We start from the raw sequence: 12174 nt of genomic DNA, 5'->3' as shown, positions 1-12174 counted from the left end.
CCTGCGTTTTTCAGCAAAAAGTAATTGTTATGTTATACTGTAACATCTATCCCTGTGCAGGAATTCACTCCAGCCAGGATCGCCTGCACCATGCTACGCCGCATTCCGCGCCTTCTTCTCTGCTCCTCCGTTCTGGCCGGGCTGCCCCTGATCAAAACCCATGCACAGACGCCTGATACAAAGCCCATAACGCCCCCGCCTGTAAAAGCCGCCGCCAACACCAGCGTGCCGCAGGCAAAACAGGCACATGCCCCCGCGCACCAGAGCACCGTGCACATTGTCGGGCGCACCCCCAACGAAGCCGAACAGGTTATCGTAACCGCCCATCTGGATCAGCAGCGCATAGCGCTCTCCCCCTCTACCGGGGCGACGGTACGCACCTTCAGCCGCAAAGACCTTGAAACCATCCCCGGTGGCGATAATGCCCCTATTAATCAGGTACTTTTGCAGGCACCTGGCGTTGCGCAGGACAGCTATGGTCAGATCCATGTCCGTGGCGATCATAACGAGGTGCAGTTCCGCCTTGATGGCGTGCAGTTGCCCGAGGGGCTGAACGTATTCGGTCAGGCGCTCATGACCCGCTTTGCCGACCACATGTCCCTCACCACGGGAGCTCTGCCCAGCCAGTTCGGATTCCTGCAGGCAGGTGTGGTCGATATCACCACCAAGAACGGCACCACCAATCCGGGCGGCAATGTCTCGGTTTACGGCGGCGCACGGGATTACTTCTTCCCCTCCGTGCAATACGGTTTTCATGAAGGAAAGTGGGATTTCTTTGCCACGGCCGATTTCGTGCATGACCGCACCGGCATTGAAAACACGACACCCAACTTCAACGCCCCGCATGACCTGAGCAATCAGTATCATTTCCTCGGTCATGCCCGCTACACGGTCGATGACGATACCCGCATCAGCCTGATTGCAGGCGTTTCCAATGCAGAATATCAACTGCCCAATAATCCGGGCCAGCTACCCGGCAAGTGGCGTCAGAACTACACACCGCCTGCAAACATGCCAGCAAGCAACACGCTTAACGAACATCAGAAGCAGATCACGGACTTTGCCGTTCTGGCGCTCCAAAAAGAAATTGGTGCTTTCAGCCTGCAGGATTCCGTTTTTACCCGCTACAGCAGCCTGCGCTACTCCCCCGACCCACAGGGCGATCTGTATTACATGGGCATAGCCCAGCATGCTGCACGTTCGGTTTTTTCCACTGGCACTCAGCATGATGTCACATGGCGGGCAGCACCTGACCACACCGTGCGCTTTGGTTTCCAGATTTTTGTCGAACGCAATGTGTCCAAAGCCTCTTCGACCGTATTCGATCAAGATGGCACATACTACCCAGATCCCGACGATGCCACTAACATGCTGCCAAATTACGATCTGTCCAACCCCCGCACCATACAGGAAGGCAGCGGCAAAACCGGTATGATCTACGGCCTGTATGCACAGGACGAATGGCGTGTTCTGCATAACCTGACTATCAATTACGGCCTGCGCTTTGACGGTGTCAGCGAGTATACGTCGGAAAATCAGGTCAGCCCCCGCATTAACGTGGTGTGGAAGCCCTGGACCGGCGGCGTGCTGCATGCAGGGTATTCACGCTATTTTACCCCGCCGCCGTTTGAAGTGGTCAGCAGCGCCTCTATCGCCCGCTTCAACAACACCAGTGCGCAAGCTGCAAGCAACGGTAATAGTCCGGTTAAAGCCGAGCGCGATCATTACTTCGATGCCGGGATTGAACAGACCATTCTGCCCGGCTTGCGCGTTTCGTTCGATGCTTATTACAAGCTGGCCAAGAACATGATTGATGAAGGCCAGTTTGGCGCGCCGATTATCCTGAGTGGCTTCAACTACCGCCGCGGTCAGGTGAATGGCTATGAAGTCGCCTTCTCCTACGACCATGGCCCACTTTCGCTCTACGGTAATTTTGGATGGTCACGTGCCATTGGTAAGGATATTACCAGTGCGCAGTTCAATTTCTCGCAAGATGATCTGAACTACATCAACAGCCACTGGGTACATCTTGACCACGACCAGCGCTGGACAGCCTCGGCTGGTGCGGCTTATGCGTTCTTCCGCACCACCCGCTTTCCGCTGCGCCTGTCGGCAACGCTGGTGTACGGATCGGGCCTGAGAAAAGATTACGAAGTTACTCGCGACCTGACCATTCCGAACGGCGCATCGGTTTCCCCTTATGCCACGGTCAATTTTTCTGCCGTGCAGACTATCCACAACACGTTTGGCACCCGCTGGAAAGGCGATACGCAATTCCGTCTGGACGTGCTCAATCTGGGAGATCACACCTACCAGCTGCGTGATGGCAGCGGCATTGGCGTGGGCGCACCACAATACGGCCTGCGCCGCACCATCCTGTGCGGTATCTCACAGGGGTTTTAACCCCCTCGTCCTGACAGCCTGCACGGGCTGTCAGGGTGCCGCAGGCAGGTGTCGGCTGAACGTCATGCCTCAAACAGCCGGCACAGCCCCCCCCTCTCGGCAGCCTGCTTCTACCGTCCCGCAATACACCAAAGCATAACGGGGGTGGGCTGTTTTTCAAAAAGACCACACAGCATCGCAACTGAACCAGAACATAGTGTCCATGCCATTATCAGCAAAATTATAGCCCGGTGTATCCGTCGGTGAAACACGGTTGAAAGGCTTTGTGCCATTAAGAGAGCGATCCAGCCTGACCTCAGGGCGAATAACAAGACTGCCCTTGGGCAAATGCAGGAACTGCGGGCGGTAGGAAACACCCACTGTCAATTCGCCATAGGTTGTGCCCGGGGCCTGATCATACGGATAGCTTTCCGCCCCCCGTAAATAATTGATATACGACATGGTGGATGTGTTCATGCCAACAACATTGCCGTTGTTATCACGGAAGATTTCACCACGGGCATTGAATGTCAGCCACGGGTAGAAATCATGAGCGAAATAGGTGGTCACACCATACGCATCATCCCGCAGGTAATCATCATGAAAATAGGTGGCGTTCAGAGTAACACTGGTTGTGTCATTAATTTTGTAGGTAGCAACGAAGTCGCCAATATATTCCATCTCACGGTTTGCATCTGACCCGATATCAGGATTGTGCATATTCTGCTGCGGGCCAACATAGGTCAGCGCTGTCATGTCCAGCTTGCCATCGGCCAGACCTTCAAACTGAAAACCAAAGTAACCTTTGGGTCGGTTATTATTTCCAGCATTCCCAAAGGTTGTGGAATTACCAGCATTAATCCCGACAATCCAGCTTGTATGATCGCTCAGATGCACGGTAGCGGTTACACCCACCACCTCAAACGGCACAATATAGTCAGACGAATAGTTGTAGCTATAGAACGGCCTTTCCAGCGCGTCTGTACCTTCGTAACCCAGCAGGCCGTACATCTGCCCGATATTCAGATCAATGCCCCCTTTGGTCAGCCATGGCAGATGTGCATCAATATGCGCCTGTGTGGGCGCCCACTGATACATACCGGTCAGATTACCGTCCCCCATCCCAATCGTCGGTGTAAACCGGGCATCGGAGCCGTACATCACCTCAAACAGGAACCCCAGACCATAGCCTCCACCCAGATCACTGACAGGATGGGAAAGTGTGCCGGTAATCTGATTGAGCGTACCGGTATTGGCGCGATCAACATAATATTGCGCCCAGTTGCGCCCGGTCTGGGTCCATGGGTTGCCGTTCACGCCGGCTTCCACCACCACATGGCCTTCAAGATCATCAAACCAGCTATGGCTTTTCTGGGGGGCGAGAGAAACGGGAATACGCGCAGCATCGCGCTTTTCTGCTGCTGTTTCTTCCGTAACCAGCGGACGGCCTTCGCTTTCAGCCGGGATTTTTTCCTGAGCCAGAGCTTGAACGGCCGCAAACTGGAAGAAAAGACAGGTGCTCACCGAAAAACAACGCGAAATCATGAAGCGTTTTCTTTCCCATAGCGCAAAAACATCAAAGACCAAGGCCGCTCGCCCCCTGCATTACGGCAGAGGGTGCGCCGCATTCAGTTTAGTCCGTTCGTCAAGAATAGCGGCTGGCGACAAGGCTCCATCCGCGCGAGCGGCTCTGATCTCGTCAGCGCTAAAAGTCGGAGGCGGGGTGGTTGCCCCAAGTGACGCCACATAAGTCAGCACTGCGGCAATCGTCTCATCCGGCTGGGAGCCGAATGAAGGCATATATCCTTTATAGGTCTGGCCATCTGCCTTGATCTCGCCCGAAAGGCCGTTCAGCAGCACATGCGCCAGATAACGCCTGCCCTCCGGCGTGGCAGCGATCCGGTCCACCCGTCCAGCCAGGGGGGGAAACTGGCCCGGCAGGCCTTTGGCTCCAGTCTGATGGCACAGGCTACAGGTCGCGCTGTAAAGATCCCATCCATTAGCAGCCATAGCCTGCCCACCCGGCAGCGCTGCCACGAGCAAGAAGGCCACGGCTGCACCGTGCAGCCTGATCCCGTCTTTCATGCGTTCCATCCCCGTACCATTAAACCAACCATCAACCCCGCAAAGAGCCGCTGCACGACGCCCTTAAACGCAATAACGCATACAGCGCAGTCATACATTTCCGCAGTCCTTATAAGGGCACCCGCCCTGCGGGGTTAATGACAATTTTAAATTATCATTACATATCAAAAGCTCTGTCAGCACATAGTCGCGGGTTGATACGCATTACAGACACACCCCACCATCCCGCCCCACAGGCTGGATGAACCCCTCGCCCGCAGGTTATAAGCAAGCCCGGCCTCCCTCGGCAGAGGGGCCACAGATATAAGAAACCGCCAGACTCAGCGGATAGCGCGAAAGCACAAGCATGACCGAAGAACCCAACAGCGCAGAAAACCACCCTCCCGGTCGGCGCAGCTTTCTTGGCCTTGTCACGACTGCGGGCGTTGCCACAGGTGCGGCAGCCTGCGCCATCCCTTTTGTGGAAAGCCTGCAACCACCGGACAATGCGGCGGCCCACCTGCCGGTTGATGTCGATATTTCGCATCTGGCCCCCGGACAGCAGATGACCGCTGTCTGGCAGGGTAAACCTGTTTTCATTATCCGCCGCACGCCTGAGGACCTGAACAGATTGCAGGATGCAGCCCTCATTACCCAGCTACGTGACCCGGAATCCGACGCTCATCAGCAACCCGACTACACCCGTAACTGGCACCGCTCACTCGTGCCTGAATACGGGGTTTATGTTGGAATCTGCACGCATCTGGGCTGTGTACCCACCTATGTTAAAGACGGCGCGGGCGCTCCGGCAGGCGGGCTTTACGGTTGCCCCTGCCACGGCTCCCGGTTTGATCTGGCAGGGCGCGTATTCAAGGGGGTGCCTGCCCCTTACAATCTGCCCGTCCCCCCGCATGCCATGCCCGACCCGTCCACAATTCGGCTGGGCGAAAACCCGACCGGCAAAACCTTTGATTTTGGTAGTATCGTGCAGATCTGATTTCTTGGCCTGCAAACCCACCGGGCCGCACGGAACGGAGCTGTTCTTATCAAACAGCCCCGTTTTCGTTACGCCGGTGATGGAATCCATGCTTTAAGCAGGATCACCCAGAAATCAGCTTTTATGTGGGTTTCGCAGTCTAAATATTTCAGCTTCACTGAAATAATAAATAACCCCATGAGGCATTCTAATGCCAAAGCGATGAACTTCTCGAAGGGGAAGGTGCCTTTCTTCAGGTAGAATATCAGTTTTTATATCCTCTATTCTACCAATAAAGTTCAGATCGTAGTTTCGTGGGTGTCCTGTATATACGTGAACCATATCACCCACTAAAAATATTGCGGCCCTCCGTATGAGGGGAAGCCCATACTCTACTTAAAAAGCGCGTTATTGTGTTAAAAGGAAACATTGTGTGCCTCGTTTTTTGGTCCGACCAAGGACGTGTAAAAACGCTGACAGCCTCCTGGCGTCAGGTGGTTGGTCGCAACGATAACGAAGTGAACGCTGCCCTGCTTATTCCCATCATAATGAACAGCCGTCACCGTTCACCACGATTGGCCGAAGCCGGGTGTTGTATTCGCAGGCCACCCGACAAGGGGAGCCACTTCGTTTTGCGTGCGCGACCAAGCGCCTCATTACGCTAGCACACTCATACCCCAACGACCAGCGTGCCTCAAAAACCGCCACGGTCACGAATTTGCCAACATAGCCTGCAAATAATCCGAATGACCTTATCCTTTGTTCATACAGAATCAGGTAAAGACACTGTATGATGGCAGGGCCGGGTGCTTTTGTTCATAAGGGCCGGAAACCTCGTCTCCTGCTGGCCGTTGGCTTCAAACATCCTTTTTCGGAACGGATACAATGCAATGTCATTCCTGCACGCTGTAAAATCCGTTGTTCGCCGGAAAAGGGTTGTCGTACCCGGAACGCCGCTAAATACCTCAGCGTTACTCACTGTCCTAAACGAAGTGCTTGGCCCTGTTCCCCGCCCCGACCGCCCCAGCAAACTGGACAGGCGCGCCCGTGCCGCCGGCATGCTGGAAACGCTCCTACGCTGGCGGGAATCCCAACAGAACGCCTACGCGACCCCCAAGGAAATCCGCGCACTGGTTACCCGTACGGAACTGATGGCATTTTCGGAGCATACCGGGCTATCCGGGCTTGATCTGCAAAAGGCTGTGAGTGAACTCCTGCCCCACTGCATCCGCATACGGGCACACAACAACCCGTTTTTTCTCCTGCACAACGACTGAAAAGGGCTTTTGCCCCAAAAGCCGTTGCCTCAGGGCAGTTCCTGCAACGCCCAGCCGCCCGCCTGTGTCGGCGCGGCACTCAGCGGCACGGCATTGGCCAGCCGCACATTGGCGGGCAGATCCATCGCGGCACGCAGGGCACGGAACAATGCCCCATGCGCCACAATCAGGGGGCGTCCTTCGGTCTCTGTCGCCCGATTGATGGCACCCACCGCCCGCGCCCGCAAAACAGAAAAGCTTTCGGCCTGCGGAGGGGTGTAATCTCCGGCAATCCAGTCATCATACCAGTCACTGATCGGCTGGCCTTCCTGCTCACCAAAGCTGACTTCGGCCAGATCAGGCTCAATGCTCAGCGGCAGGGCGGGCAAACCACGCGCCACCAGCGCATCGCGCACGATGGTAGCTGTACGCAGCGCCCGCTCCAGCGGCGAGGACACAATCCGCACAATGCCCGCCTCACCCACGGCATCAAGAGCTTGCCCGATCAGAACCGCTGCCTCGCTGGCCTGCTCTATGCCGGTTTCGTTCAGCGGCACATCCGTGCGCCCCTGCGACAGGCCCGCCCGGTTCCAGTCAGTCTGTCCGTGGCGCAAATACCAGTATGGCCGGAGGAAAAGCTGGGTCATGAAACCTTGTCACCTGTCGTACTAGGGGGCTGTGCTGTGCGTAACCGTTCAGTCGAACAGAGACGAAACAGAGCTTTCATCCGCCACGGCGCGCATGGCGCGAGCCAGCAGGCCGGAAATAGTGATCTGGCGGATATTGCGTGCAGCCTGCACCGGTTCTGTCGCCATGATGCTGTCTGTCAGGGTCAGCATTTCGATAGGCGAATCTCCGATCCGCTCCACGGCCTGCCCAGTCAGCACACCATGCGTCACATACGCGCCAACCGAGGCAGCGCCCCGCTCCGCAATGGCGCGGGCCGCGTTGCACAGAGAGCCGCCACTATCCACAATGTCATCCACCAGCAGGCAGTGCCGCCCTTTGACATCGCCAATCACGTTCATGACCTCGGACACGCCCGCACGTTCGCGGCGCTTGTCGATAATGGCCAGATCGGTGTTCAGCCGCTGGGCAAGCTGGCGCGCACGCACAACGCCACCAACATCGGGCGAGACGATCATGAGATCACGATCACCATACTGCGCACGGATATCGCGCACGAACAGCGGGGCCGCATACAGGTTATCAACCGGAATGTCGAAGAAACCCTGAATCTGCATCGCGTGCAGGTCCAGTGTCAGCACTCGGCTGGCCCCGGCCTCCACCAGCAGGTTGGCCACCAGCTTGGCGCTGATCGGCGTGCGCGGGCCGGACTTACGATCCTGCCTGGCATAGCCGAAATACGGCATGACCGCCGTAATACGCTTGGCCGACCCCCGACGCAGCGCGTCGAGCATGATCAGCAGTTCCATCAGGTTGTCATTGGTGGGTGTGCAGGTGCTCTGCACCACGAACACGTCCTCACCACGGACATTTTCATGGATTTCTACAAAGACTTCCATATCCGCAAAGCGCCGGACGGTGGCATTGCACAGGGGCAGGCTAAGTTCTGCGGCGACGGCTTCGGCCAGCGGCAGGTTGCTGTTACAAGCGACGATCTTCATGGCTGTTAAAGAATCCCGGCCTTACAGGTGTTACATGGACATGCACGCGGCATCGCAAGCGAGGGCGGTTTAGCAACGACGGCCCGCCTTGTCATCCTTGGCGAACACCCCTGTGTGCCTTGCGTCTCATCCAGTGGCAAAAAAGCCGCGCGCCCTGTCGCCTGACCTTGCATCGGTGTCGGGTTTTCTCTAGTCTCGTTCTTCCGCCGTAACTGCAGAAACAGCAAAAGGCCGGAGCGTATGCAGGCCTGCCCCGCAAAGGTCAGGCCTCCCGCACAGGAACTGCCGGAACGGCACGGCTCTCATGACCGGGGTTCATTGCTCTGATGGTTCGCTTTACGGTGCAGGCGTGACATACTGGCCCCCCTTATCACCCTTACCCCCCCTGCCATCCATCGCAAGTCGCACGCCCCAACGGAGCCTCAATGCCCACGCCCGGTAGCCGCAACAGGGCCTGTTTTGTAACAGGCAGCATCATGCGGCATGTTCTTGTCATGTCGGGCACCGGCGCTATCGGGCTTATGGCCGTGTTCGCGGTGGACATGCTGAACATGATCTATATCAGCCATCTGGGCAGCACGGCCCTGACTGCGGCCATCGGCTTTGCCAGCGCGGTCATTGGCCTGCAAATTGCCGTCGCAATCGGGCTGACCATTGGTATCAGTGCTGCCACCGCGCGCGAAATCGGAGCGGGCAACCATCAGGAAGCGCAGGCACTCGCCTCCTCGGCGCTGACTGTAACGCTGATCGTCACCGCCATTCTGGGTGTGGCCACCCTGATCTGGGCACGGCCCATTCTAGCCGTGTTCGGCGCACGGGGCGATGCACTGGAAGCCGCCACCACCTATCTGCGCGCCGTCAGCACCGCTATGCCACTGATCTGCCTTGGCATGGCTACTTCCGCCCTGATGCGCGTGGTGGGAGATGCCAAAGGCTCCATGAACATCACGCTGGTTGGCGCGGTTGTGGCCGCCATCCTCGACCCGTTGTTTATTTTTGGCTTCCATGAAGGGCTGACGGGTGCTGCCATCAGCACGCTTTTATCGCGGCTGGTGGTCAGCTTTGCCGGGCTGCGTGGGGCCATGCGTCATGACATGCTGGCCATGCCCCGCCTGTCCCGCCTGCTGCCGGATTCACGCCGGGTGGCCAATATCGCCCTGCCCGCCATCCTAACCAATCTGGCCACCCCGGCGGGCGGCGTTTATGTCACCAGCGCCATGGCCGGATTCGGGCTTGAAGCCGTTGCCGGTCAGGCATCGATCGAGCGCATGATTCCGGTGCTGTTCGCACTGGTTTTCGCGCTAACAGGTTCGATAGGCCCCATCATGGGGCAAAATCTGGGGGCCGGGCGTTATGACCGTGTCAACCAGACCCTGACCGCTGCCCTCAAGATTGTAGTGATGAGCGTCAGCCTGACATGGCTGCTCCTTGCCTGCGCGCAGGGCCTGATCGTCGATATTTACAGCGCACATGACGAGGCAGCCGCCCTTATCCACCTGTTCTGCACATGGACAATCGGCAGCTACCTGTTTGTTGGCATGCTGTTTGTCGCCAATTCCGCCTTCAACAACCTTGGTTTTCCGCTCTATTCCACGGCTTTCAACTGGGGCCGGGCGACCTTGGGCACAGTCCCTTTTGTGCTGGTGGGTGCGCGGTTCGGGCCACTGGGCGTGCAGGCGGGGCAGGCTATCGGCGCGGTTCTGTTCGGCACACTCGCCATCTTGACGGCCTTCCGCGTTACGCGGAACCTCAAGACGTCGGCAACCTGCACAAACGTCATGGCACGACCACCCGAAAGCGTGCCAGTGTCGGATATCCCCACCACCAGTGCCGAAGCCGCCATGGCCGAACTGGATGATGTGGAAAGCGCTGGCATTGTGTACACGCAAGACAGGATGAGCCAAGATGTCGAAGCTGACAGCCGCAGAACGCAACGCCCTTCCCGATAGCGCCTTTGCCCTGCCGGGCCGCCGCTACCCTATCCATGACGCTACCCATGCCCGTGATGCTCTGGCCCGCGCCAGCGAAATGCTGCATCGCGGTGAACTGAGCCAAGATGAATACGACACCATCCACCGCAAGGCGGAAGCGGTGCTGCACAACGAAAGGCCGTAACTTCTCTCCATGTTGTCCAGACTTTATGCCCGCGTGATCAGCCACGCCGCCAGCCCCCATGCCCCTTGGTGGCTGGCCGCCCTCGCATTTTCAGAAGCCAGCTTCTTTCCCCTGCCGCCCGAAACGCTGCTGGTGCCGATGGTGCTAGCCAACCGCGAACGCGCGTGGTTTTATGCAACACTCTGCACGCTGGCCAGCGTAGCCGGGGGGCTGCTGGGCTGGCTGATTGGCGCAGCGCTACTCGATAGCGTGGCCCGCCCAATCGCGCATTTCTACCATGCCGACCATACGCTCGAGACCCTTCAAATGCGGTTTAGGGAATGGGGGGTCTGGATTGTGCTGCTCAAGGGGCTGACCCCCGTCCCCTATAAATTTGTCACCATCGCCAGCGGCATGGCGCATTTCGCTCTATTGCCCTTCATGGTGGCCAGTCTGGTTACACGTGGCGTGCGGTTCTTTCTGGTCGCCGGGTTGCTGCAACGCTTTGGCGCACCAATCGAGCGCTTTCTGGAGCGCCGCCTGCCACTGGTTACCAGCGTGTTCGCGCTGCTGCTGATCGGCGGCGTGCTGGCGTTGCGTTACCTGTAAGCGCCTTATCCCGCCCTTGCGCGCACCAACGCCATGAGCGAGAAACCATTTTTCACCCTGCCCGCCTGTTCAACAGAAGGGTCAGGATTGCACGACAGACAAAAGGAACTGCCGCCATGCCATCGCAAATTGCCGTTGTAACGGGCGCGGGCTCAGGCATTGGCCGCGCTACAGCGCAGGCTCTGGGACGCGCAGGCTTTGACATCGCCCTGCTGGGGCGCAACGCCGAACGTCTGTCCGATGCGGCACAGGAACTCGCACGCCATTCTGTCCGCACCCTGATTCTTGAGGCCGATGTCGCTGATGCAATGGCCCTGAATGCGGCAGCCGCACGGGTCGAGGCGGAACTTGGCCCGATTTCCGTTTGGGTCAACTGTGCGGGCGCTACGGTGGTCGGGCAGGTTGCTGCACTGGATGCACAGGACATCCGCCGCGCAACCGAAGTCACCTATCTGGGCAGCGTCAACGGCACGCTGACAGCACTTGACGTTATGCGCCGCCGAGGTGAAGGCACCATCGTCAATCTCGATCTGGCCGAAGCCCTGCGTGGCCTGCCCCTTCAGGCAGCAGAAAGTGGCGCACGGGGCGCTTTGCGGGGTTTCTGCGAAAGCCTGCGGAGCGAACTGCTGCATGATGCGGATTCAATCCGCATCGCCATGGTCAATCTGCCCGCCATCAACACACCACGCTATGCCCACACCCGCAACGTAACAGGCAAGCCGCTGGAGCCCTATGGCCCTGTTTATGAACCTGAAGTAGCCGCAGAGGCCATCTGTCGGGCCGTGTTCGGCCGCCACCGCTCCATTTCAATCGGGCTGGGAGAAACGCTCCATGCCCTGTGGCGCCGCGTAACCCCGCTCTGGCGCGAATCCTGGCTGGCAAAGCATGCCTATAAAAGCCAGATGGGCCATGACTGGCTTGAAGCCCCCCAGCCTGACAACCTGTACGCCCCGGCCCCCGGCGCACTGGCCGCACATGGCCCGTTCGAAACCCGCTCACGCAGGCTGGACAGTCCTCTCAGCCTGTTCGTGCCTGCTGGCTTGCGGGCGGGGCTGCTTGGCACGCTAGCCTGTGCAGTGCTGATCGGTCTTGTCCGCCATAAGCGCCGCCGGGGCTGAACCGGCTCAATTATAAAGCGAAAAAGGGCTGAATGACGTCAACCCGT

General features: G+C 58.1%; 11 protein-coding genes. 7 read left to right on the top strand and 4 right to left on the bottom strand.

Annotation, left to right across the window (positions count from 1 at the left end):
* Nucleotides 1-90: 90 nt before the first annotated feature.
* Nucleotides 91-2403, top strand: a complete 2313-nt coding sequence (locus J2D75_RS00100) for a TonB-dependent receptor (RefSeq protein WP_207851606.1) — start codon at nt 91-93, stop codon at nt 2401-2403.
* 156 nt (nt 2404-2559) lie between these two features.
* On the opposite strand, the gene J2D75_RS00095 is transcribed toward J2D75_RS00100, so the two are convergent.
* Nucleotides 2560-3927, bottom strand: a complete 1368-nt coding sequence (locus J2D75_RS00095; protein ID WP_207851604.1) for an outer membrane beta-barrel protein — start codon at nt 3925-3927, stop codon at nt 2560-2562.
* A gap of 60 nt (nt 3928-3987) precedes the next feature.
* A complete protein-coding gene (locus J2D75_RS00090) occupies nt 3988-4467 on the bottom strand; it encodes a c-type cytochrome (RefSeq protein ID WP_207851602.1) in 480 nt (159 codons plus the stop codon).
* A gap of 346 nt (nt 4468-4813) precedes the next feature.
* On the opposite strand from J2D75_RS00090, the gene petA reads away from it, so the two are divergent.
* Nucleotides 4814-5443: a ubiquinol-cytochrome c reductase iron-sulfur subunit gene (petA, locus tag J2D75_RS00085; protein ID WP_207851600.1), complete on the top strand. Its 630-nt coding sequence runs from the start codon at nt 4814-4816 to the stop codon at nt 5441-5443.
* An 869-nt stretch (nt 5444-6312) separates the two neighbouring features.
* The gene (locus J2D75_RS00080; protein ID WP_207851598.1) at nt 6313-6699 is read left to right on the top strand and encodes a hypothetical protein; all 387 of its coding nucleotides are present in this window, start codon (nt 6313-6315) and stop codon (nt 6697-6699) included.
* Between the two features lie 29 nt (nt 6700-6728).
* Here the strand turns inward: J2D75_RS00080 and J2D75_RS00075 are convergent, their stop codons facing one another.
* The gene (locus tag J2D75_RS00075) at nt 6729-7325 is read right to left on the bottom strand and encodes a histidine phosphatase family protein (RefSeq protein WP_207851596.1); all 597 of its coding nucleotides are present in this window, start codon (nt 7323-7325) and stop codon (nt 6729-6731) included.
* A 48-nt stretch (nt 7326-7373) separates the two neighbouring features.
* Nucleotides 7374-8306: a ribose-phosphate pyrophosphokinase gene (locus J2D75_RS00070; RefSeq protein WP_025860912.1), complete on the bottom strand. Its 933-nt coding sequence runs from the start codon at nt 8304-8306 to the stop codon at nt 7374-7376.
* Between the two features lie 425 nt (nt 8307-8731).
* Between J2D75_RS00070 and J2D75_RS00065 the strand changes: the two genes are divergently transcribed.
* The 4 genes from J2D75_RS00065 (at nt 8732) to J2D75_RS00050 (ending at nt 12127) form a co-directional block, all read left to right on the top strand.
* Entirely contained in the window at nt 8732-10255 is a 1524-nt protein-coding gene (locus J2D75_RS00065) for an MATE family efflux transporter (protein ID WP_243428361.1), read from the top strand.
* Entirely contained in the window at nt 10212-10421 is a 210-nt protein-coding gene (locus tag J2D75_RS00060; RefSeq protein WP_207851594.1) for a hypothetical protein, read from the top strand. The genes J2D75_RS00065 and J2D75_RS00060 overlap by 44 nt, the downstream gene beginning before the upstream one ends.
* 9 nt (nt 10422-10430) lie before the next feature.
* Nucleotides 10431-11009 (top strand): YqaA family protein, encoded by a 579-nt coding sequence (locus J2D75_RS00055; protein WP_207851593.1) that lies wholly within the window; start codon nt 10431-10433, stop codon nt 11007-11009.
* 116 nt (nt 11010-11125) lie between these two features.
* Nucleotides 11126-12127, top strand: a complete 1002-nt coding sequence (locus J2D75_RS00050; protein WP_207851591.1) for an SDR family oxidoreductase — start codon at nt 11126-11128, stop codon at nt 12125-12127.
* The last annotated feature ends 47 nt before the right edge of the window (nt 12128-12174 follow it).

The organism is Acetobacter suratthaniensis, from assembly GCF_017377745.1.
Taxonomy (GTDB): Bacteria; Pseudomonadota; Alphaproteobacteria; order Acetobacterales; family Acetobacteraceae; genus Acetobacter; species Acetobacter suratthaniensis.
Note: the sequence above shows the minus strand (reverse complement) of the source record. Positions and strands in the feature narration are given on the sequence as shown.